A 22,156-nucleotide genomic window follows, 5' to 3' on the forward strand; every position below is an offset into this window, starting at 1 on the left:
AAACCACGTTTTCATTTTGTAACGCTTTCATTTCACTGAAAATAATAGGTAACAGGTTCGCTGTTCCTTGTCATATTCAGCATGAAATTTAAATTTTTTGAATTTTCTTATTTTATAATAGATGAATGAGTCCTTTGAAGTCAAGACTTTTATCCAATTAATAACATCAAAGGCGATAGATAGAAAAAATACACAAAAATACATAGACACCTATCCTTCATCACATACTACATCTAAACGATAAAGGAGGTATGCATAATGGATAAACAACGTGCTAAAGAAATACGTGAATCCGAAAATCTAATAAATGTCACCTATAACGGCGATCCAATCTATATCCAAAATGTAAATGAAAATAATGAAACAGCTAGTGTGTATGAGCTTGAAAATCCTCAAAAACAGCACCAAGTTTCATTAGATGAGCTAACTGAAAGATAAAAAACCTTAAGTTGAAGCAAAAAGCCTGTCTCATCGTTTCCTTGTTACGAAGAGACAGGCTTTTTCTTTTACATCGTTGCTTTTTGTTCAGAGTGCTTTGGTACCACAAAAGATGCTTTTTGGGGGAGCTTACCAAATATGGCGCTAGCTCCTGGAACAAATTTATGAACAGTCCAAATGATTAAATAGCAAAGGATTACAGTGCTTATATAACGTAATCCCATTTGGATGTGGAACATATAGTTTGGATCTGCAGGAATGAATTTCGCCACCTCTCTTAACACAACAGGGTGAAGCAGATAAAAACCAAATGAATAAACGGCGACATTTTTTACGGCCCCAAATAAACGCTTTGGCATCTTATCACTCGCCAGCTCTGCAAGGCGGAAGATCATATAACTCCCTGCGACCATATAAATCAGATTCACAAACTTGTACGTAATACCTGGTAGCGTTGATTCATTTAACATATACATATCGTAATGCAGGTACACCGTTGTTATACCAGCGACTGCTGATGCTATGAAAAGAAGAACGCTTGAGTAGCTGCGAATCTTTTGACGCATTTCATTGTAGTACGTCCCAATCCACGCCCCTAGCAAGAACGTCCCAATACTATTTAAAAATACGTGGAACGTTGTTATTTCATAGGTTGTATTGAGATAAAAGTATAATAGCTCAAGCCCAAATCCAAATGCCCACATATACTTTCTGAAAAAGGTGAGCTTTTGCGCCATATATACGAAGAGGGGTAGTACTAAATAAAATTGTACAATTAGAAAAATAAAGTGCAATTGATAATAGGATTCTCCGTGTAAAATACGATCAACCGATTCCATGATATTAACTTCACGAAATCCGATTTGATACATATACACCTCATAAAAAACGGCCCAAATTAAATAGGGAACAAGAATGAATGTTACGCGCTTTTTATAGTAATCTTTTAAAACATCCCAGGTTAAGTTCTTCTTCATATAGTTAAAAAAGAACACCATGCCTGTAATCATAATAAAGATCCCTGCTTCGATTCGCACGATACGGTTGATAAAGTGGTATTTTTGGAAAGCTCCACTATCAAATGGAAGTGTTGATTGGAATTGTCCTGTCACATGTACCAACACAACCATTAACATCGCAAATAGCCGAAGCAGAAAGATCGAATCAATTCTGCTTTTAGTCATTTTGCATTCCTCATTTATTTCATAAGTTAACCTTGGTAACTATACCATGGTTTTCCTTCATTCTGTTCGGAAAAGTTTCATGCCTCATACATAATAAATCTTTCGAACTAGTATAACGTTTTTTGTCCTATTTTGGGGTGGTATCTACTGGAAATGAATTTACAAATTAAATTTGTTATGTACCTATGTTGAATTAAGTTCTTCTATTAAAGCCACCGTTTGTGGAAGACTTGCTTTCTAGATAAAGTGCGAGGAGGTAGTGCAGGGCCGAGGGAATTCGGCGTCTAGCCGAGGGATTCCATCGCCTACCCAAGGGATTCCATCACCTACCCAAGGGATTCCATCACCTACCCGAGGGATTCCGTCACCTACCCGAGCGAATCCATCGCTTACCCGAGCGAATCCATCGCTTACCCAAGGGAATACTGTTCCTTCCCACGAGAACATAGCCCCCAGCACTGCATAAAAGCAACGGACTCCTCTCAGTTTCAAGTCTTCAACAATCCTGCCATATAACTGAACAAGCATTATTTAATAGTTCATTTATTTGTTCCCTATGACCAACAACTACTAACATAGCCCACAAACGAAAAGTGCCTCCCTCTAATCAAAGAGGAAGACACTGAATTTATAGTTGATTCAAAGCCCACTGAGCTAACAAGGTTGCTCCATATGGCAGGGCTTCTTCATCTAGATCAAATTTTGGATGGTGAAGCGGATAAGTCGCTTCTTTTTCTTCATTTCGTACCCCTAATCGGAAGAATACGCCTGGGATTTGTTCTGCATAAAAGGAAAAGTCCTCTCCTCCCATGGATGGTTTTACAATGGAAAATTGATCTGGACCTAAAACTTCCTCTGCCACTTGTCTTACACTTGGTACAAGTGTCTCATCATTCACCACTGGTGGATAAAAGTAGTTATATTGAAAATCATAAGATACACCAAAGCCTTCAGTAATCCCACGAATGATGCTCTCCATTCGGTGTTCAATGGTTGAGCGTACTTCGGGATCTAACGTGCGAACCGTTCCTCTCATTTTCACGCTTGGTGCAATGGCATTAGGGGCTGATCCACCTTGAATTTGCCCAACTGTGAGCACAGTGGGGGATACTGGATTGATTTGGCGACTTACTACTTGTTGTAGTGAACTTACAACCTCTGATGCAACTGTAATAGAATCCGTTGATAAATGAGGATGAGCTGCATGCCCACCTTGTCCTTTAATTTCTAAGTCAAAAAAGTCGGCAGCTGCACAGGCTTCTCTTTGCGTACAAGTAACCTGACCTGTAGGTACCATTGGATTTACATGCAACCCTGCTATGACATCTACTTTTGGATTTTCTAATACGCCGTGTTCAATTAACGTTTGAGCACCAAACAAACCTTCTTCAGCTGGCTGGAAGATTAACTTAACGTTTCCTCGTTTCGGAGGGTTATCCTTTAGAAGCTTTGCTGCTCCCAAAAGCATGGATGTATGACCATCATGGCCACATAAATGTGCTTTTCCATCTATTTGGGATTTGTATGGGACATCTTTTTCATCTTGTATCGGTAAGGCATCCATATCTGCTCGTAACGCTACAGTTAATCCTGGCTCCTCACCTTCAATTAAAGCTGTTACACCTGTCTTTGCCACAACTTGGACATGGGGTACACCTAATGCTTCTAATTGCTGTTGAACAAATTGGGATGTACGATTTTCTTCAAACCCCAATTCAGGATTTTGGTGAAGGTCTCTTCTCCACTCGGTTAAGGTATTATCAAGATTTTTAGCTTGTTTTAGTAATTCATGCATTTTTAGAACACTCCTTAAGAGGAAAACATTCGTAATTATCTGAATCTAGTATTAAAATGTAAGATAAATTATGGTACATTGTTTCGTAGCAAAAAAGACCTTTTGACTTTTTTTCATTTTTTTCTGAGGGATGGAGCTTATTATGAATCATTCACTTATACAATCCAAAAGTATATGGTTTAAGGTCTTCCTTATCCTTTTAGGGATCTCCATGCCGTTATGGCTGGGAGCTGATGAAACAGGACTGACGAGCATGATGGATGATCTCAGTCGTGATCCAACGGGGAATACATTGATGTTAACGGCTTTTGTTTTGGTCATGTTAAATACGGTCCGTGCTCTTCCTCACTATCTTGGATCACTTTTATTAGGAGATGAATTAGCCAAAAAACTTAATAAGCCTTGGCTCACGTTCATCGTTCCTTTCTTCATCATTCCGCTCGTCTACATCACAATTAATCTCTACAATCCACTTAATTATGATTTTGGTGGTCCAGCGTTATTATTATTGATTTCGATCGTATTGTTACATTTATTAGGGAAGGGTCGAATGAGGCCCATACTAAAATCTTTTGTACTAGCTCAGCTACTGTTTGGGTTTCAGTGGTTGGATATGGTTATCTTTTTAACACCTCTAGGATTTGGAGGAGGACCAATCTCAAGTGAAGTGAAAGAAATTGCAGTAAATATCGGTTTTGGGAACACCTTATCATTATACAGTTTGCTTTTATGCGGTATATTCATGATCAATGCAGTTGTTCTAGCCGTATACCTTACCGTTTCAGAGCAAAAATGGCGTATGAGACAGGATTTAAATATTGCTAGGGGAGAAATGGTAGAATCTCGTGCTGGTCGTGAAGCTTTACATCTGGTTCATGACTTAAAAACTCCTCTCTCCCTTATTGAAGGTCTTAACTCCTTGATTCAAATGAAAGCTAAAGATCAGGATGTTCAAGAATACACAGAGCAAATATCCGAATCGATTGAATCTACAAGTAATATGGTCTCTGAGATTTTGTATGAAGAAAAGAAAAACTGGTGTACCCTTTCAAGGTTGATTGAATATGTACGAGCCAATAAACTGACCGACCAATCGATAGATTTTCAATTTGAGCTTCATGCAGATCCGAATATAAAAGTGTATGTAAATAAAATTCGTATGACAAGAGCCATTGTGAACTTGATTGATAACGCCTGTGATGCCGTTGATGGGAAATTAAACGCCAAGGTGACAATTCGATCAGAATTCGATGAATCAGGTATCTGGTTAGGCGTAGAAGACAATGGAAAGGGACTCTCTAAAAAGGAACAGCAAAAAATTTGGAGTGCTGGTTACAGTACGAAGGCTCATCCTGGTGTAGGTCTAACGTTTGTGAAAAACGTCGTTGAGGAGCATGAAGCTACCTTGAAAATCGATAGTGAATTAAAAAAAGGAACAACCTTCTGGATTGTTCTACCAAAGGAGTGTGTGCAGCTATGAACATTTTAATTATTGATGACGACCCGTCCCTACGTTATATGTTGACGGAAATTTGTAAACATGCAGGATGGGACTCAGAGATTGCAGAAAATGGACAAAAGGGCGTGGATTTATTCCAAGAAGGCAAATATGACCTCATTCTTGTTGATTATCATATGCCAGAGATGGATGGGATTCAAACTGTGAAAGCTATTCGAAGCCTTCACTCTCAAATTCCTATACTCGTTCTAACAGTAGATGAACGACAAGAGATTGCTGATCGATTTCTTCAGGAAGGTGCTAATGATTTTGCTTTGAAGCCTGTAAAAGCTCCAGATATTATTTCAAGAATTCAGCTTCATGTTCAGCTAGCTAATTTAAAAGGATCTCAAGCCCAGGACGATAATGTTTATAGCTCCAAAGGAATCAGTAAAAACACACTCACTCATATTGAGGATTATATGAAAAAGCAACCTGAACCAAGCTCTGTAGATGAAATTTCAAAAGAGGTCAATCTTGCCTATCCGACAGTTTATCGGTATGTAACTCATTTGCTGAACGAAGGCAAAGTAAAGCAGATCGATTCACACCAAAAGATGGGGCGACCTAAAAAGTTATATCAATGGTACTCCGCTTAAGCATTCGCCTTTGGGCGAGTGTTTTTTATTAGATTATTTTTACATCTAACACTGATATAAGCTGATATAAGCACTCTCCCTTCTAGCATCTCCTCTCAACTTTTTTTCATTTTTTTCTGTATGAAAATTAAAAATGAGTTCTTATAATAATTTTTAACATTTCAAACAATTTAGACATCGAAAGGAGATGCTTTATGGAACATTTCGGCCTATTATCATTATTACCATCCGTAGTCGCTTTGGCCCTAGCGATCTGGTCTAAGCGTGTTGTCCCATCATTACTTGCAGGAATTCTGGTAGGGACAATGATGATTGATATTAAAACGAATGGTGTCCTGCACGCAATTATGTATTCCATCCTTAACCTATTCAGCGCCATCGCCGGCCATCCTGCTGATGCAGAGGCAGGTATCCGAGGCATGGGACTCGTAAAAGGGGCTGGACGTGCTGAACTCATAATCGTTGTATTCTTACTCGGGGCATTTATCGGCGTCCTTAATAAATCGGGCGGTGCTTATGCATTCGGTAATTGGTTAGCTAACAAAGTTCGTGGAAAACAAGGTGCCCAAGTATCCACTGCACTAATGGGAAGTTCCCTATTCACAAGTGCTTACTTTAGCTCCCTTGCTACAGGAACTGTTTTCCGACCAATTTATGATCGTATGAATATTTCAAGAGCAAAATTAGCATTCTTTCTAGACTCAACTTCGTCTCCAATCAACGTACTTGTACCGATTTCTGGTTGGGTAGCATTCATGGGAGCGCTCATGGTAGATAACATTCCAAGCGTAAATGATCCTATTGCAGGTCTAGCACAAACTGTGCCATACAACTTTTATAACATCGTTATCTTAGTTATGGTGTTCCTTTTTGCTAGTGGTAAATTGAAAGATTTCGGACCTATGAAAAAAGCTGAAGAACGTGCGAAGCAAGGAAAAGAACCTGGATTTGAAGAGCAAGAGGTTGCAGCTACTGCAGAACCGAATAAAGGTAAAAATGCATCTCCTTCAGACATGTTACTTCCGCTTGGTGTTTCAATTGCAACACTTGTTTTACTTGGCATGTGGAATTATACACTACCGTACTTCTTCGAGGTTGAAAAGCTTCCTTTAGACGGTAACAAAATGCTTATTATCAGCTTCGGTCTTGGTATTATCGTTGCCTTCTTGAAGTACACTTTAGGAAAACTTATGACACCAAAACAATTCTCTGAAGAACTATTTGAAGGTTCAAAAACCGTCATTCTAGGTGCTGTTATTATTCTATTAGCCGTTACACTAGGCGACATCATGCGCGCAACAGCTCCAGAAGGAACTGGCGCAGCTGCATTCATTGGTGAAGTAGCAAAAGGCGTGATTCCTAGCGCAATCATCCCATTAGCCTTATTTATCATTTCTGGATTTGTGGCATTCTCCATGGGAACTTCATTCGGAACTTGGGCGATTATGATGCCGATCGGTGTTTCCTTGATGCTAGCAACTGGCGGAGATCCCATCCTTGCTGCTGCCGCAGTTCTTTCAGGCGGAGCATTTGGAGACCACACCTCTCCGATCTCAGATACCAGTATCATGTCCTCCGTTGGTTCAGATTGCGACCACATGGAGCACATCAATACGCAGCTCCCTTACGCACTAACAGCTGCAAGCGTAGCTTCCGTATTCTTCCTTGTTGCAGGATTTATCATGTAGACAAAAAAGTGCCTGACTCACACAAAATGAGCAGGCACTTTTTTAGTATTTATATAGTTGTTCAAGTAATTTTATATTCTCTAATGTTTTATCATGATAGGACTTCAAGGATTCATTCTGCTTAATAGCTTTTGTAAAGGTCTCCACTTGGAGTTTGTACTGATCCCCTATGATTGTCTCTTCATAGCTACCATCTTGATTGCTCACTTTTATAACACCTTTATGGTCATTAGCGTCTGGACGATAAGCAAATGGAATCTGAATTGACCCTTTCGTTCCAAGCACCTCATATTGATGACGAAGTGGTGCATTAAAGCTACAATCTACTTGAGCCATTGTTCCGTTCTCCATTCTTAACGTAACAAGTGATGTAACGTCTACACCATACTCATCATCCAAAGAGGATTTTACGGTATGTTCAATGGGATCACTATCTAATAAATTAATGGCTGTATGAGTACCATAGCACCCTACATCCCACAGAGCTCCACCACCTTTTTCTTTATCAAGGCGAATATTGTATTTCGATCGATCAAAACTAAAGGAGAAGCTAGCACGCAAGTATTCCACTTCCCCTATTTCACCTTCAGCGATTAACTCTTTCACCCGATGATGTTGAGGGTGGAATTGATACATAAACGCTTCAAGAAACTGCACATGATTCTCATTACACACCTCAATCATCTCTATCACATCTTGATGTGTTAAGGATGCTGGTTTTTCGCATAAAATATGCTTGCCTGCTTTGGCTGCCTCAAATACCCATTTTTTATGTAGATGGTTTGGGAGAGGAATATACACCGCTTCAATTTCAGAATCTTGTAAGAGCTCTTCATATGATCCATATGCTTTTTCAATACCAAATTGTTGTTGGACTTCTTTCTCTTTTCCACTTGAACTTGCAATGGCTATAATCTCAGAGTCTTCTGTACGCTGAATTGCTGGGATGAGTGCTTTTCTGGCAATGTTTGCAGCCCCCAGGATTCCCCACTTGATCATATTAACACTCCTTTTTCTTCCATCATAGCAACGTAGCTTTCGGCTGTCGAACAATTAACAAGATAGGTTTGATATCTCATGTAATTAGAAAATAAAAAACTGCCGTTAGGCAGTTTTTAAGCGAGCTACAAAAACGGTGGTTCTCTTGTTACTAATGGTTTATAGTACGCTGTACGTCGTGTCAAAATCAGGTTCTCCTGATCCAGCCACCAGTCTGTTTTCATTGTTTGAAAGGCGTTAACAAGTACTTCTTCTTGATCACTTGAAGCAATTACTGTCTGATCATTTGTATAGTTTTGATCCAGATTGTATATAGCACTTCTTCCCTTGAACCCATACTTTGATCCAACAAAGTTAGATACGATGGTATAGGATTGTGCCCCTTTAGCTACTGCATCCCATGTAGAGACCGTACCTTTAGGATATGGCTTCGGGAATACATCCTGGTTCATCGACAGCTCAACCCCATAATCCCCCGTCCAGCTTGCAGGGATACAAATCATATCTGCGCGCTTAACAGCTAAGACTCCTGCCACTTCTGGAAATGTGGCGTCATAACCAATCATCATTCCAACACGGCCAAAGCCATTTACAGGGGTGACCATAATCCGCTTTCCCGGTGTAGCCCATCGTTCATCCCAATGATCCAAGTGAATTTTACGATGTTTCCCAATAACCTCACCTTCAGGGCTTATAAACAACGCACTATTATAGAAGTGAGGCAATTCCTTTTCAGCAAATCCAAATACGATATAAGCCCCTACCTCTCGTGCTAACTTTTTCATCTCCTGAACGGTAGGTCCATCATCTGTCTCAGCGTAGGGCTCTATATCTTGCTTTTTTTGTAACTCCATTGGACCAATCACAGATAGTTCAGGAAGAACAATAAGATTCACATCTTCCTCTACTTTTTCTCTTACAAGCTGCTTCACCTTTGCCAGATTCACTTCTTTAGAACCAATCTCAGGTTCATATTGAATCGAAGCTGCTTTTATATTTCGTGCGTGCGTGTTTTTTGTATAATCCCATGGACCTAAAAAGAGCATTAATTCTTTGTAAGACTCCATACGACGCTCTAACATTCGAGATTTTGCAGGGTTTTCAAACTGAGCTGGATCAATACTCCCTTCTAAAATATACGGGGCAGGATCTTTTTCATCAATTGTCATTGGCGCTTCGGCAAGCTTCTTCCCATAAGGTGACCATACAGAACTAAGACCCACCATATTAAAGTCTTCTTCTTTGTCAGAACGGTTCGCACTGACGATATAAAGACCATTCATTTCTGCCCAGTGCTGCAACATCGAGATGGAGGCACTAGATGAATTCGTTGGGAAACACAAAATATCAGCACCATTTACAGCTGCTAGTCGTGCGGATTCAAAGTAGGTAGAATCCTGACAAATAATCATTGCGATGTTCCCAATATCCGTTTCGTAAACTGGACAGCCGATGTCTCCCCAACAAGACCAGTAATTCTCAACGACCCACTGATGAATTTTGCGGTACTTTCCAATATATCCATTTGGACCTACAAGAGCTGATGAGTTATAATACAACCCTGTTTCAAGATCAACCTCTGCCATACCAATAACAATATATGTGTTGTATTCCTTTGCAATCTCGGCAAACTGGGCAGTTGTTAAACCCGGAATCGTATCTACATAGGAAGAAATGGCAGAACGGTCTAAGTAATGATAGCCTGTGGTGGCCATTTCAGGAGTAACGATGAGTTTAGCACCCTTTTCAGCAGCTTCACGAACATACTTTTTCAATTCACGTATATTCGCATTTCGTCGGTTTAGCTTCGGATTATATTGAATCGCTGCAACTGAAAAGGGGGTAGAGATATTGGACATCTAAGAGCCTCCTTTAACATAATTAAGTTCCTTTTAGCGTAACATACCACATTTCAAGGCTAGAAATATAACACGTTTTTACAAAAAATACATGTATATCATGAGTATGTCTCCTCCACCTTTTACTCAAAATAACAAAAAAGATCCATTATTGGAGGAACCGTTATGAAGGGTAAAAAATGGGATTTGTTTGCATTAGCAGCTATCCCTTTATTAATGACGTTAGGGAATTCCATGTTAATTCCTGTATTACCCATTATTGAACGCAAAATAGAAATTACCTCTTTTCAATCGAGTTTAATTATTACCATCTACTCTATTATCGCAATCCCTCTTATTCCTATTTCCGGATACCTCTCTGATAAGCTAGGTCGAAAAAAAGTCATCATTCCTAGTCTTATCATTGTTGGAATTGGAGGAGCCATTTCAGCTTATGCAGCTTGGCAAATGAAGAATCCTTTTACTGTTATCCTAATCGGACGATTTATCCAAGGTATAGGTGCATCAGGTGCATTTCCGGTTGTGATTCCAACCGTAGGAGATATGTTTAAGGATGAGGAAGAGGTAAGCAAAGGGTTGGGGATTATCGAAACTTCTAATACATTCGGGAAAGTTTTAAGTCCAATATTGGGTGCTCTATTAGCAGCAGCCCTCTGGTTTTTACCATTTATTTCTATACCTATTTTATCTGGGTTAGCCATTATCCTCGTTATGATCTTTGTAAAAGTACCAAAAGAAAACAAGCAAGAGCCATAGAGGATGACTTTACAATCTTAGGTTACAAAAAAGGCCTATTTTTAGCGGTTCCTTTACTTTTTTTATGTGCGGCATCTTATATTGCTGGTAACAAAATAGGTGAAAATAAATTTTTAATGAAATGGATAATTTTAATTGGAAGTGGGATTGCTGTCGTTTCGTTCTTTTTTGTACAAGATCAAGAGAGTCTGCTTAGTTATTTAATTTTTCTATCTGTTGCAGGTACTGGTATAGGCGTAGCTCTTCCGTGTCTAGATGCTTTTATTACAGAAGGAATCCCTAAAGAAGAACGTGGGACTATGACTGCAGTATATAGTTCTATGCGTTTTATAGGTGTAGCAGCTGGCCCACCTGTAGCTGCTCTTATGATGAAATCCTTTCCTTCCAGCCTGTACTATACCTTCGCTGGATTAGTGCTCATTAGCTTAGTTATAAGCTTTATAGGGATAAAGCCTTCCAAATCTTAAGAAAGATCATTATGCACCAAGCTGCTAAGCTTGGTGCTTTTTCACAGATATCCATAGGTCTATGTTGATGCTACAATAAAATCAAACTGCATGAGAGGAAGACAGACGATGCTTGAATTATTCCTTCCTATGCTTGAACGATTAGGAATTATTGTGACCGTAGCCTTTATTATTACAAGGTTTCGCTTTTTCCGTGAATTAATTGATCAGAAAACCCTTCACCCTCAACAACAATATATGGCCATTTTGTTCTTTGGGCTCTTTGGAGTGATTGGTACATACACAGGAATCACTTATGATACCTCTTCCTCCCTATTCGGTAATGTTGTCTATGATCTTGGAGAGTCGGAAGCCATAGCGAATTCCCGCGTAATTGGCATTGTAGCTGCCGGGTTATTTGGTGGTTATCGCATTGGGGTTGGGAGTGGTCTAATTGCAGGCTTACACCGCTTCTCACTTGGAGGCTTTACTGGATTTGCATGTGGTATTTCTGCCGTTGTAGCTGGTCTCATTTCTGGATTCTTTCATAAAAAGAATAAACAACTTAAGCTTAAAACTGCATTACTTGTTGGTGCATTAGCTGAAACCGTTCAAATGTTAATCATACTAGGTGTGGCTAAACCTTTTACGATGGCGTGGGAGCTTGTTCAAGAAATTGGCCTTCCGATGATTATCGCAAATGGAGTTGGATCAGCTCTATTTTTACTTATTATCCGAAATGTTTTAGCTGAAGAAGAAAAGGCCGGTGCCATCCAAGCTCAGAAGGCACTAAAACTGGCTGAATCGACAATCTCATATCTACGTACTGGACTGAACCCTACTTCTGCTCAAAACGTTTGCAAGATGATTTATGAAGAAGTCAATGTCAGTGCTATTGCCATGACAGATCGACAAACTATCTTAGCCCATGTTGGAAAGGCAAACGACCATCACCAATCAGGAGAACCTATCCAAACTGATGCCACTAAAGAGGTGCTCGATTCAGGTGAAATGCTAATTGCAAACCATGCTTCCATACAATGTAAAGTCCCTGATTGCCCATTAGGAGCTGCAGTTATTGCACCTTTGAAGCGTAAAAATGAAGTTGTAGGTACATTGAAGTTCTACGTTCGAACAGAAAAAGAAATCTCAAATGTTCTTATAGAATTAATTCAAGGTCTAAATGCTTTATTAGGACAACAGCTTGAGATCGCAGAAGCAGAAAAGTCTAAAGAACTAGCACGTGAAGCAGAAGTGAAGGCACTTCAAGCACAGATTAATCCTCATTTTTTGTTTAATTCGTTAAACGTGATCGTGTCTTTAACCCGTACAAAACCAGATCGCGCTCGCTCGCTACTTATTGCACTATCTAAGTTTTTTCGGAAAAACCTAAGCGCCACAACTAAGACTTGGACCTCTTTAGCTGAAGAGTTGAAGCATGTAAAATCTTATTTACTTATTGAAGAAACACGATTTGAGGATAAATTACAAGTTGAATATGAAGTAGACGAAAGTGTCATGAATGCGAAAATAGCGCCTTTAACACTCCAACCTCTTGTTGAGAATTGCATAAAACACGGGATTAAAAACAAGGATGGACTCGGAAAAATCTTAGTTCGGATTATGGATAAAGGAAACGATATCCTAGTGTCTGTTCAAGATAACGGAATCGGAATGAGTAAGAATGATCGTTCTAGACTAGGGGAGAAGAGGGTAGACTCTAGTCAAGGTACCGGGCTTGGAATCTATAACGTAAATAAACGCTTGGAGTATATGTATGGTCATGCTTCAACTCTTCAAATTTATAGTGAACCTGATAAAGGCACTACGATTTCATTTGTTATTCCAAAGGACTATCAGGAGGATCGATATGAATAAACCAATCACAGCCCTCGTTGTAGATGATGAACGATTTAGTAGAGAGGAACTCATTTACTTATTAGAACAACATGATTCCATTAAAGTCATTGGGGAGGCCGATTCAGGAGATACTGCCCTAATGAAAGCCATTCAAACTCAACCTGATGTCATGTTCCTAGATATAGACATGCCTAAAATGGATGGAATGGAAGTAGCAAAATCTGTCCAAGAGCTCAAGAAGGCCCCTCAAGTTGTCTTCGCTACTGCGTACCCTGAATATGCTGTAGAAGCTTTTCGTCACGAGGCTCTGGACTATTTATTAAAACCTTTTGATGATGAGCAGTTAGGTGAAACTGTTAAGCGTATCAAATCAAGATTCACCAACAAACGTACGCCCATAAAGACAACATCCCCTTTAAAACTCCCTATCGAGAGCGAGGATGGGATTGTGTACATATCTCCTAATGACATTTTATATGTAGGAAGAGAAGAAAGAGATACGCAAATTGTCACCCAAAACCGTGTGTACGAAACGAAGTTACCTTTAAAAGAGGTTGAAGAGCGCCTTCAAGATTTTACTTTTTTCCGAATCCATAAAAGCTACTTAGTAAATTTAAATCATATCAAACGACTAACGCCCTGGTTTAATGGAGCCTATCAACTAGAACTTCAAGGGGTAAATGAAAAGTTGTCCGTTAGCCGAAATTATATTAAAGAACTGCGTAAACAACTGGAGTTATAGGTAGGTAAACACTCAAATAAAAATCTCAAGATCCTAAGAAATTTTTCATAAAGATCCAATGCATCTTAATCACTCCTGCATGTATCTTAACCTCCTCTCATAACATCTTAAACAGAAACAGCACCGTTGTAAGCGGAATCATGATACCTTATGTGTAAGCGATTACAAAGAAGGAGGACGATGACATGGTAACTTTTCTAGTGAGTATTGCACTATTAATCATTGGTTATTTCACGTACGGTAAATATGTAGAAAAGACGTTTGGAGTAAACACTGGACGACCTACCCCAGCCTATTCCAACCAAGATAATGTGGATTATCTACCCATGGGACAAAAGAAAAACGCACTTATTCAGTTATTAAATATTGCAGGTGTTGGTCCGATTTTTGGTCCAATATTAGGTGCACTATATGGACCAGTTGCTTTTCTATGGATCGTATTAGGGGCAATCTTTGCAGGAGCTGTTCATGACTATCTAACAGGTATGATCTCGATTCGTAATAGAGGCGCGCACTTACCCGAGTTAGCTGGGAAGTTTCTTGGGAAGGTTATGAAACACGTCGTTAATGCTTTTTCTATTCTACTATTAGTATTAGTTGGTACGGTGTTCGTAACTGCACCAGCTGATTTGCTTCATAGTATGACAAGCAGTTGGTTAACGCTACCGGTTATTTTAGCTGCGATCTTTGTCTATTATTTAGTTGCTACGTTACTTCCTATTGATAAAATTATTGGACGTTTCTATCCAGCTTTCGGCGCATTACTATTAATCAGTGCCCTTGGTGTAGGTGCTGGACTGGTGTTTACAGGAGCACCAATCCCAGAGTTGTCATTTACAAATATGCACCCTGATAATGCACCAATCTTTCCACTACTCTTCTTAACGATTTCTTGTGGAGCACTATCTGGATTCCATGCAACACAAACACCAATCATTTCACGTACAACCCAACAAGAAAAACAAGGGCGTCGTATTTTTTACGGCATGATGATTGCTGAAGGTGTTATTGCAATGATTTGGGCTGCAGCAGCTATGAGTCTATTTAACGGATCAGCTGGTCTAAATGAAGTATTAGCAAGCGGAGGGCCTGCTGCAGTTGTAAGTGAAGTATCGAAATCCATGCTTGGAGCAGTAGGTGGAACGTTAGCTGTTCTTGGCGTTATTGTCCTGCCAATCACATCTGGTGATACTGCATTCCGAAGTGCACGTATGATTATTGCGGACTATATTAACGTAACACAGAAAAAAGTAGCGAACCGTCTATGGATTGCAGTACCGATGTTTGTTATTTCATTCATGCTTACAAAAATTGATTTCACTCTATTATGGCGCTACTTCTCTTGGGCAAACCAGTCAACGGCTGTCATAGCCCTTTGGGTTGGAGCAACGTACTTGTTCCTTTCTCGCAAAAATTACTGGATTGCTGCAGTTCCAGCTACGTTCATGACAATGGCAACATTCTCTTATATATTAAATGCTGATATTGGGTTCAATCTCCCAATGAATGTTTCTTATATCATTGCTGCATTGATTACTGTTGGAATAGTAGCTGCATTCTTCAATCACGCTCGCCGTTCTTTACAACGAAATATCCCACTTGAGGAAGAATGGAGAGACATTGCGTAATGGGATGTTGTTCACCAAATTATACAGAACACGTTAAAGAACAAGAGACATCAGTTAATAATGCAGGGCGTGAAGCCATGCCATTCTGGTTCAAAGTACTAAGCGCTTTATCCATTATTAGTGTCTTTTATATCATGTAAAGAAAACTTGCCGAGTGGCAAGCCTTTTAAGGCGCAGACAGAGGCTTAGCCTTGGCTTATACTTCATACTTTCAAAATTTTCACTACGTCGAATTTCTCCATTGCTAAAATTTTATCTTTCTTAACGTGTAAAAAGGAAAACCACCAGTTCAGTTTTGAAGCTGGTGGTTTCATTTATTATATTTTCTCATTGCTCCATGATGCGTAGATCCGATACCTCTATTAAATGAAAGTGAATGCTGAATCGCATACGTTATAAATTGTTTTGCTATTTGAACCGCTTCTTCTACTGTTTTCCCTTTGGCAAGCTCTGAGGCAATTGCTGCTGAGTATGTACAACCTGCCCCGCTAGTATGAATCGTTTCTATTTTGTGGGACTCGATTTCATAAAACTTCTCCCCATCGTATAAAATATCTGTAGCATTCTCCGTTAATGGTCCACCCTTTACTAACACATAGGCTGGTCCAATATCTTTTATCTGTATAGCAGCTTCCTTCATATCTTGGATGGTATCGATACTTTCCACACTAGTTAAGCGAGCTGCTTCCATTCTGTTCGGTGTAATTACCTTAGCAAGAGGAAGCATATGTTCTTTAAAAGATTCGATGGCATCATCTTTTAACAATTGAGAACCCATCTTCCCGATCATTACAGGATCAACCACTATGTTAGGAATGGATAACTCCTTTATAAGTTCAGAGACCCGAACAATAATGTCTTCTGTAAAAAGCATGCCTGTTTTCGCAGCATCAAGACCTACATGCTCATGAGCAGCATACACTTGTGCTTCGATTGTATCGATTGGATGAGTAAAAATCCCCTGTTCTGTTTTGGCATTGTTGGCCACTATAGCAGTAATCGCACTCATTCCGTAAACATCTCTTTCTTGGAATGTTTTTAAATCAGCCTGTATCCCAGCACTCCCTTGAGCTGCAGACCCTGCTATCGTTAATACACGTGGTAACGTCATGTTTCTACTCCTTTTTTCATATTCATTATTCCTATTGTACGGCAGTTTCCTTATGTAATGCGAATAGACTGATTGCATAATCTCTGTTAGCCTCCACCATTTTGTATTAAAATAAGGGGGGTTGATAAAGGAGGACATACGTAACATGGATAAAGACATTAAACTCATAGCTTTAGATATGGATGGAACATTATTAAATAACGAGCACGAGATCTCCCCAGAAAACCAAGCTGCAATCAAAAAAGCAAAGGCTCAAGGCTTTCATGTGGTGATTAGCACTGGGCGCTCTCTTTCTACGTGCAAAGAGATTATTGAACCTTTAGGTGAATCCGCTTATCTCGTTACAATTAATGGCGGCGAAATTTATGATCAAAACTTTGAGCTTATAGAACGAAATTCTTTTGATCCAAAAGATGTTCGTAAGCTATGGGACCTTACCCAAAAGCATCAAGCCTTTTTCTGGTCCTCAACCGTTCAAGGTCGCTTTAACTCTGATGATCCTTTCGAAAAGGAAGTTGAAGATTATGAATGGATTAAATATGGCTTTAACTTTGAGGATGAAGAATTACGTGACACCGTTTTAGAAGAGCTAAAAAATCACGATACTTTTGAGGTTACGAACTCAAGCCCGCTTAATCTTGAAATTAATCCAGTTGGTATCAATAAAGCTACAGCCTTACGAAAAGTAAGCAAGTGGCTGAACCTTACAATGGATAACGTTATGGCTGTTGGGGATAGTTTAAATGACATCGCTATGATCCACGAAGCAGGCCTTGGCGTTGCTATGGGAAATGCGCAGGATGTTGTGAAAAAGGAATCTAATTGGGTAACTGGCACAAACCAGGAACATGGCGTAGCTCAGGCTATTGAGCGTGTTTTGGAAAAATAACATCAGTAGAATTTTTTAGTAGTTCAGTTTTGGAGGATAACTTCTTAATTGGACTACTTTTTTATGATGGAATGATTTAAGTTGTTCAGGATAATGGCAGGATTATTGAATAAAAAAGAACCAGTTGTATATACAACCGGCCCTTCTTCACTTTATTCTTTTGTTAGATTTTAAAACTCTTCTATAAGGAATACAGATATTCACAAACCGTCTCAATTCCTTTAGTAAAGTTATCGAGATGGAAATGTTCGTTCGGTGCATGTAGGTTTTCAGATGGTAAACCGAAGCCCATCAATACTACAGGTGCATTCAATACACGAGCGAAAACTTCTACAATGGGGATAGATCCACCTTCTTTCGGAAAGAGTGGACGAATCCCGTACACATCCTCATATGCATCTGCAGCTTTTTGAATCATTGGGTCTTGGGAATCCAAGGATACTGGATCAGCTTTTATAAGTTGTTTAATATCTACTTGAGCTCCAACCGGCTTATGTTTCTCAACGTGTTTTTGAATATACTCATACACTTTCACCGGTGATTGTTCTCCTACTAAACGGCAGCTAATTTTAGCTACAGCTTCTTTCGGCACTATGGTTTTCATTCCCTCTTCTGCAAAACCTCCAGCAACACCGTTAATTTCTAGAGTTGGTCGAATTCCCGTTCTTTCTTGGAATGTAAAGCCTTCTTCTCCAAACAATTCGCTCATATCGAGTTCTTTCTTTGTTTTTTCTGGATCAAAAGGAATTTGAGCTACCTCTTCTCTTAGCTCAGCTGTTGGAGTCGGTACACCCTCGTAAAAACCATCAATAGCTACCTTGCCGTTTTCATGGTGCATAGAGTCGAGTAACTGAACAATGCTATGAACAGCGTTTGGAACTCCTCCGCCGTATTGACCTGAATGTAAGTCGGTATTGGCTGTCTTTACATTCATTTCTAACGCTAAAGCACCTCGAAGTGATGTACATATCGCAGGTTGGTTTTCATCAATAAACGATGTATCTGAAACCAACACTGCATCTGCAGCGAGCTTTTCTTGGTTTTGATCAATGAATGGAGGAAGATTTCGACTTGCAATTTCCTCTTCTCCTTCAATACAGAATTTCACATTAACCGGAAGCTTTCCATCCTTCTCCATAATGGCTTCTAATGCCTTAATATGAATAAACACTTGTCCTTTATCATCAGTGGCACCACGTGCATAGATTTTGTTTGCTCGAACAACGGGTTCAAAAGGTGGGGTTTCCCATAGATCTAGTGGTTCTGCTGGCTGGACGTCATAATGGCCATAAATAAGGACTGTAGGCTTCCCTTCTGCATGTAACCAGTCTGCATAAACAATGGGATGTCCTTCTGTTTGAATGATTTCGATATTTTCCATACCGATTTTCTTCAAAGCACCTTCAAGCCATTTAGCTCCCTTTTGTACCTCTTCTTTATAGTCGTTTACTGAAGAAATACTAGGGATACGTAAAAAGTCTTTTAATTCTTCGATGTATTGATCTTTATGTAATTGAATGGTTTCCTTCATATAAAACCCTCCTCGACAAGTTATAGTCCATATTATATCAATTCGTAAGTACTCATGTCGCCTATATCAATTGGTTGGTTTTATGATTTGCTAAATTACGGTTCCTTATCAAAAAACACCCCAACATTATTTCTCCTAAAACGGGTCAAAGTAAGAAAATAAGGAGGGGTAAGTATGGATAACACGCAAGATTTCGTACAACAGTTAAATGAAAAGAAAAGAAAAGATGAACATAATAAAGAGCGTGAAGGCAAACACCGTAAACCGTCCAAGCGTTTACCGAGTAAAAACCACAAGTAAAGTTGAAAAAGTGTAGCTCGATTAAGGGCTACACTTTTCTAATGGCGGAATTAGTACGAAATAACCACCACGGCGATTATGGTATTTATTTCAAATATAACGGGTTCATTTTCTCATTTTTAAATTTAACTGAAATAATCATTAAAAATTTTTAATAAAACACGATAAAAGAATTAAGTCTTTTGATACAACACGATCAAACAAAAAGATCACAATATCATAAATAACAAGACCAGAAAGGAAATGCGGTTTGAAATTATTAGGATTATTTACTTTTCTTCTGTTTGGACATTTTTCAACTAGCGATGCCGTTATGGCAGATGAAACAAAGTGGGATCAAGCAACATGGTTATGGCATACCTCTAACATTGTGGAGGCTCCAGATGAAGTCCTGCAGTTTCTTAATCAAAAAGATGTAGACAGTGTTTATTTACAAATCAACCGTGACATTGAGCCTACTTCATACATGTCTTTCATAAAAGAGGCAACGAATGATGGGATTTCTGTATATGCTTTAGACGGATCAAAAAATTGGATTTCGAATCGTGAAGGCTTTGATCTTTTCTTAAATTGGGTGGAGAAGTATCAAAACTTTGCTGCGGATGGAGAGAAGTTTTCTGGAATCCATTTAGATGTAGAGCCCTACTTACACGAGATGTGGGATAATGACTATCAGAATGCAATCCTTCAGTATCAAAACATAATATCAGAAGCTGCTCAAAAAGCTGAACAATGGGACATGCTTTTTGCAGCAGACATCCCTTTCTGGTATGACACGAAGTATTTTGATAATGAAACATATGGGAAAGGACTTTTGCATAAATGGGTTATTGATACATCAGATGAAGTTGGAATTATGGCTTACCGTAATTTCGCTGAGGGGAGTAACGGGATCATTGAAATCTCTAAAAATGAAATCCAATATGCGAAAGAAGTTGGAAAAAAAGTAACGGTAGGCGTAGAAACAAAAGAAATTACAAGCTATGATTACATTTCTTTTTATGGCTTGGGAGAAGAAAAAATGAATGAAGAAGTAACGAAGGTTTATGATCAGTTTGGAAGCATTACAAGTTTTAATGGATTTGCCATTCATAGCTATAAATATTGGAAAGCGTTAGGGAAATAAAAAAATAATTAGATCGACCTACAAATTCAACATATAGGCATTTAAACGTATGGGGCTTCATCAGAAGTCCGATGCGTTTTTTATTATTTCGTTAGTCTAATTGCATTATTTGATTTCTCCCCTCGAATTCATAAGAAAATCCTCTCCCCCCATACACTCAGCGCTTTCCCTTATACTTGTGCACCCCCTAACCTTAAGACCAACGACCCCCACCAAAAGTACTCATTTAAAACAACTGTAAAACCACCTTGTATACGCATACATATTTTGGTGTGCCTAACATAAGCAACTTTTTCATCCATGCTTTTTAGGCCCTTCCATGTAACTTTGTTCTCGCTACTTTCCTACCTATTCAGTTTCCGAACGATTATGGTAGGCTTATGTTTAATTGAAAGACAATTTAGAAATTAAGAATGGTGAGATATGTCTAACCAAGATGAACAAATCGCTCAGTTCATGCTTTCAGCTGTTGAAAGACAATTTAGTTTACATGACCTGAAGCAGCATACATTTAGTTTTATTCAGTACAAGAAAAAGGAAGGCTTCTCGTTCGCCAATCTTACGAAGATTCATTATGAGATGTTTGGTGGTGAAGAACACTCAGACATTTATCAAGCTTGTGCTGCTGTAGAAATCATGATTTTAGCTCTTGATATTTTTGATGACTTACAAGATCAAGATGCACTAGACAAACCATGGTGTGACACTCAGCAAGCTATCTCGATGAATATTGCTACGGGTCTTCTAATGTTAAGCATGGAGATGCTTTCAAACACGACCTTTGAAGAAAGTCGAAAACGAGATGCTATCCAATATATGAACCAGCAAGTTTTAAAAGCTGTACAAGGACAACATCAAGATTTACAGCAACAAATAAAGACTGAAGATGATTATCTACAAATGGTTCAAAACAAGTCAGGTTCATTAATGGCTTGCGCGTGCCTTGTGGGTGTCTCTTTAGTAACACCTGATAACCATGAGCAAGTTATAGAATATGCCACAAACTTTGGTATCGCGGCTCAGATACAGAATGACCTTCAAGATGTCTTGCGAGGAGATACAAAAAACGATCTACTCTATAAGAAATTAACACTTCCTGTGCTGAAGCTTTTGGAAGAGAATAACGATCACGCTCAATGGATTCGAGATTACTACAATGACCTTGTAGAAAAGCAATTTATTTATGAAAACAAGGTAGAATTACTTGATTGGATTAGGAACTCATCATCAATCATGTATGTTCAAGTTTTAAAGCGGGTGTACCAGCGAAAAACGATCCAACAGATAAAGGAAATAGATACCAATTCAAAAATGCGACATAAACTTATGCAATTAATCGAACAAATATAGTTCACCTAATCAATTGCATGATAGACAAGGGGGCAATTGGTACATTTCAAAGGAGGAAATTCGTTATGTTACAAACCGTTGTTGAAAAACTAGTTGAAAGTCCAGATCTTTTGAAACAAGTCCGCGAAGGAAATGCTAGCTTAGCTGGCATATCAGAAACTGAAAAGGCTGCCATCCTTGATGTATTTGATGAAAATAGCCAAGAGAATACTGTACTTGGAATCTGCTATTGGAAATAGAAATGAAAAAGGTAGGCATCTGGTTAGAAGCCTCAAAAGACACGCCTCATAAGAAAATCATAGAGCAAGTGAACATAGCCAGATACTACTCTGGCTATTTTTGTTCTACATTTACTCC

Annotated in this window: 20 protein-coding genes and 1 pseudogene; 14 read left to right on the forward strand and 7 right to left on the reverse strand. The window is 39.0% G+C overall.

Features of this window, described 5'->3' with window-relative positions:
- Window positions 1–258 precede the first annotated feature (258 nt).
- The gene (locus H514_RS0119000) at window positions 259–438 is read left to right on the forward strand and encodes an H-type small acid-soluble spore protein (RefSeq protein WP_027448394.1); all 180 of its coding nucleotides are present in this window, start codon (window positions 259–261) and stop codon (window positions 436–438) included.
- 68 nt (window positions 439–506) lie between these two features.
- On the opposite strand, the gene H514_RS0119005 is transcribed toward H514_RS0119000, so the two are convergent.
- From H514_RS0119005 to H514_RS0119015, 3 genes are all read right to left on the reverse strand, one after another.
- Entirely contained in the window at window positions 507–1,622 is a 1,116-nt protein-coding gene (locus tag H514_RS0119005) for an acyltransferase (protein WP_027448395.1), read from the reverse strand.
- A 237-nt stretch (window positions 1,623–1,859) separates the two neighbouring features.
- Window positions 1,860–2,069, reverse strand: coding sequence for a hypothetical protein (locus tag H514_RS0119010; protein WP_154657416.1), 210 nt, complete (start codon window positions 2,067–2,069; stop codon window positions 1,860–1,862).
- Between the two features lie 181 nt (window positions 2,070–2,250).
- A complete protein-coding gene (locus H514_RS0119015; protein WP_027448397.1) occupies window positions 2,251–3,417 on the reverse strand; it encodes a M20 metallopeptidase family protein in 1,167 nt (388 codons plus the stop codon).
- 142 nt (window positions 3,418–3,559) lie between these two features.
- On the opposite strand from H514_RS0119015, the gene H514_RS0119020 reads away from it, so the two are divergent.
- The 3 genes from H514_RS0119020 (at window position 3,560) to H514_RS0119030 (ending at window position 7,202) form a co-directional block, all read left to right on the forward strand.
- A complete protein-coding gene (locus H514_RS0119020; protein ID WP_027448398.1) occupies window positions 3,560–4,897 on the forward strand; it encodes a sensor histidine kinase in 1,338 nt (445 codons plus the stop codon).
- Complete coding sequence (locus tag H514_RS0119025; protein ID WP_027448399.1) at window positions 4,894–5,514, forward strand: response regulator; 621 nt, start codon at window positions 4,894–4,896, stop codon at window positions 5,512–5,514. Before H514_RS0119020 ends, H514_RS0119025 begins: the two co-directional genes overlap by 4 nt.
- Before the next feature lie 194 nt (window positions 5,515–5,708).
- Window positions 5,709–7,202, forward strand: a complete 1,494-nt coding sequence (locus H514_RS0119030; protein ID WP_027448400.1) for a Na+/H+ antiporter NhaC family protein — start codon at window positions 5,709–5,711, stop codon at window positions 7,200–7,202.
- Between the two features lie 42 nt (window positions 7,203–7,244).
- Here H514_RS0119030 and H514_RS0119035 read toward each other — a convergent pair whose 3' ends face one another.
- Both H514_RS0119035 and H514_RS0119040 read right to left on the reverse strand, forming a co-directional pair.
- Complete coding sequence (locus H514_RS0119035; protein WP_036841863.1) at window positions 7,245–8,201, reverse strand: Gfo/Idh/MocA family protein; 957 nt, start codon at window positions 8,199–8,201, stop codon at window positions 7,245–7,247.
- A gap of 125 nt (window positions 8,202–8,326) precedes the next feature.
- Window positions 8,327–10,060 carry a nitrilase-related carbon-nitrogen hydrolase gene (locus H514_RS0119040; RefSeq protein WP_027448402.1) on the reverse strand — a complete coding sequence of 578 codons (1,734 nt, stop codon included), beginning with the start codon at window positions 10,058–10,060 and terminating at the stop codon, window positions 8,327–8,329.
- 165 nt (window positions 10,061–10,225) lie between these two features.
- On the opposite strand from H514_RS0119040, the pseudogene H514_RS25455 reads away from it, so the two are divergent.
- From H514_RS25455 to H514_RS24775, 5 genes and pseudogenes are all read left to right on the forward strand, one after another.
- Window positions 10,226–11,283 (forward strand): annotated as a pseudogene (locus tag H514_RS25455) (MFS transporter).
- A 108-nt stretch (window positions 11,284–11,391) separates the two neighbouring features.
- On the forward strand, window positions 11,392–13,140 hold the full coding sequence (locus tag H514_RS0119050) for a sensor histidine kinase (RefSeq protein WP_027448403.1): 1,749 nt from the start codon (window positions 11,392–11,394) through the stop codon (window positions 13,138–13,140).
- Window positions 13,133–13,864, forward strand: a complete 732-nt coding sequence (locus H514_RS0119055; RefSeq protein ID WP_027448404.1) for a LytR/AlgR family response regulator transcription factor — start codon at window positions 13,133–13,135, stop codon at window positions 13,862–13,864. The genes H514_RS0119050 and H514_RS0119055 overlap by 8 nt, the downstream gene beginning before the upstream one ends.
- A 185-nt stretch (window positions 13,865–14,049) precedes the next feature.
- Window positions 14,050–15,492 carry a carbon starvation CstA family protein gene (locus tag H514_RS0119060; protein ID WP_027448405.1) on the forward strand — a complete coding sequence of 481 codons (1,443 nt, stop codon included), beginning with the start codon at window positions 14,050–14,052 and terminating at the stop codon, window positions 15,490–15,492.
- Window positions 15,474–15,632 (forward strand): hypothetical protein, encoded by a 159-nt coding sequence (locus tag H514_RS24775; RefSeq protein ID WP_154657417.1) that lies wholly within the window; start codon window positions 15,474–15,476, stop codon window positions 15,630–15,632. The genes H514_RS0119060 and H514_RS24775 overlap by 19 nt, the downstream gene beginning before the upstream one ends.
- Before the next feature lie 170 nt (window positions 15,633–15,802).
- On the opposite strand, the gene thiD is transcribed toward H514_RS24775, so the two are convergent.
- The gene (gene thiD / locus H514_RS0119075; RefSeq protein ID WP_027448406.1) at window positions 15,803–16,603 is read right to left on the reverse strand and encodes a bifunctional hydroxymethylpyrimidine kinase/phosphomethylpyrimidine kinase; all 801 of its coding nucleotides are present in this window, start codon (window positions 16,601–16,603) and stop codon (window positions 15,803–15,805) included.
- A 145-nt stretch (window positions 16,604–16,748) separates the two neighbouring features.
- Here thiD and H514_RS0119080 point away from each other — a divergent pair, with 145 nt between their 5' ends.
- Complete coding sequence (locus tag H514_RS0119080; RefSeq protein ID WP_027448407.1) at window positions 16,749–17,492, forward strand: Cof-type HAD-IIB family hydrolase; 744 nt, start codon at window positions 16,749–16,751, stop codon at window positions 17,490–17,492.
- Between the two features lie 181 nt (window positions 17,493–17,673).
- Here the strand turns inward: H514_RS0119080 and H514_RS0119085 are convergent, their stop codons facing one another.
- The gene (locus H514_RS0119085; RefSeq protein WP_027448408.1) at window positions 17,674–19,023 is read right to left on the reverse strand and encodes a dipeptidase; all 1,350 of its coding nucleotides are present in this window, start codon (window positions 19,021–19,023) and stop codon (window positions 17,674–17,676) included.
- A gap of 174 nt (window positions 19,024–19,197) precedes the next feature.
- Here H514_RS0119085 and H514_RS24095 point away from each other — a divergent pair, with 174 nt between their 5' ends.
- From H514_RS24095 to comX, 4 genes are all read left to right on the forward strand, one after another.
- A complete protein-coding gene (locus H514_RS24095) occupies window positions 19,198–19,323 on the forward strand; it encodes a DUF4023 family protein (RefSeq protein ID WP_027448409.1) in 126 nt (41 codons plus the stop codon).
- 250 nt (window positions 19,324–19,573) lie between these two features.
- Window positions 19,574–20,449: a hypothetical protein gene (locus H514_RS23510; protein WP_051255229.1), complete on the forward strand. Its 876-nt coding sequence runs from the start codon at window positions 19,574–19,576 to the stop codon at window positions 20,447–20,449.
- Between the two features lie 423 nt (window positions 20,450–20,872).
- Window positions 20,873–21,799 carry a polyprenyl synthetase family protein gene (locus H514_RS0119100; RefSeq protein ID WP_027448410.1) on the forward strand — a complete coding sequence of 309 codons (927 nt, stop codon included), beginning with the start codon at window positions 20,873–20,875 and terminating at the stop codon, window positions 21,797–21,799.
- A 65-nt stretch (window positions 21,800–21,864) separates the two neighbouring features.
- Complete coding sequence (comX, locus tag H514_RS24465) at window positions 21,865–22,038, forward strand: competence pheromone ComX (RefSeq protein WP_154657418.1); 174 nt, start codon at window positions 21,865–21,867, stop codon at window positions 22,036–22,038.
- The last annotated feature ends 118 nt before the right edge of the window (window positions 22,039–22,156 follow it).

The sequence above is a fragment of the Pontibacillus marinus BH030004 = DSM 16465 genome, from assembly GCF_000425225.1.
Lineage (GTDB): Bacteria > Bacillota > Bacilli > Bacillales > BH030062 > Pontibacillus > Pontibacillus marinus.

What these genes read in the sequence shown, in the direction of transcription:
- H514_RS0119000 (WP_027448394.1), top strand. Translation starts at nt 259, where the DNA reads ATGGATAAACAACGTGCTAAAGAAATACGTGAATCCGAAAATCTAATA.
- H514_RS0119005 (WP_027448395.1), bottom strand. Translation starts at nt 1,622, where the DNA reads ATGACTAAAAGCAGAATTGATTCGATCTTTCTGCTTCGGCTATTTGCG.
- H514_RS0119010 (WP_154657416.1), bottom strand. Translation starts at nt 2,069, where the DNA reads ATGTTCTCGTGGGAAGGAACAGTATTCCCTTGGGTAAGCGATGGATTC.
- H514_RS0119015 (WP_027448397.1), bottom strand. Translation starts at nt 3,417, where the DNA reads ATGCATGAATTACTAAAACAAGCTAAAAATCTTGATAATACCTTAACC.
- H514_RS0119020 (WP_027448398.1), top strand. Translation starts at nt 3,560, where the DNA reads ATGAATCATTCACTTATACAATCCAAAAGTATATGGTTTAAGGTCTTC.
- H514_RS0119025 (WP_027448399.1), top strand. Translation starts at nt 4,894, where the DNA reads ATGAACATTTTAATTATTGATGACGACCCGTCCCTACGTTATATGTTG.
- H514_RS0119030 (WP_027448400.1), top strand. Translation starts at nt 5,709, where the DNA reads ATGGAACATTTCGGCCTATTATCATTATTACCATCCGTAGTCGCTTTG.
- H514_RS0119035 (WP_036841863.1), bottom strand. Translation starts at nt 8,201, where the DNA reads ATGATCAAGTGGGGAATCCTGGGGGCTGCAAACATTGCCAGAAAAGCA.
- H514_RS0119040 (WP_027448402.1), bottom strand. Translation starts at nt 10,060, where the DNA reads ATGTCCAATATCTCTACCCCCTTTTCAGTTGCAGCGATTCAATATAAT.
- H514_RS0119050 (WP_027448403.1), top strand. Translation starts at nt 11,392, where the DNA reads ATGCTTGAATTATTCCTTCCTATGCTTGAACGATTAGGAATTATTGTG.
- H514_RS0119055 (WP_027448404.1), top strand. Translation starts at nt 13,133, where the DNA reads ATGAATAAACCAATCACAGCCCTCGTTGTAGATGATGAACGATTTAGT.
- H514_RS0119060 (WP_027448405.1), top strand. Translation starts at nt 14,050, where the DNA reads ATGGTAACTTTTCTAGTGAGTATTGCACTATTAATCATTGGTTATTTC.
- H514_RS24775 (WP_154657417.1), top strand. Translation starts at nt 15,474, where the DNA reads ATGGAGAGACATTGCGTAATGGGATGTTGTTCACCAAATTATACAGAA.
- thiD (WP_027448406.1), bottom strand. Translation starts at nt 16,603, where the DNA reads ATGACGTTACCACGTGTATTAACGATAGCAGGGTCTGCAGCTCAAGGG.
- H514_RS0119080 (WP_027448407.1), top strand. Translation starts at nt 16,749, where the DNA reads ATGGATAAAGACATTAAACTCATAGCTTTAGATATGGATGGAACATTA.
- H514_RS0119085 (WP_027448408.1), bottom strand. Translation starts at nt 19,023, where the DNA reads ATGAAGGAAACCATTCAATTACATAAAGATCAATACATCGAAGAATTA.
- H514_RS24095 (WP_027448409.1), top strand. Translation starts at nt 19,198, where the DNA reads ATGGATAACACGCAAGATTTCGTACAACAGTTAAATGAAAAGAAAAGA.
- H514_RS0119100 (WP_027448410.1), top strand. Translation starts at nt 20,873, where the DNA reads ATGTCTAACCAAGATGAACAAATCGCTCAGTTCATGCTTTCAGCTGTT.
- comX (WP_154657418.1), top strand. Translation starts at nt 21,865, where the DNA reads ATGTTACAAACCGTTGTTGAAAAACTAGTTGAAAGTCCAGATCTTTTG.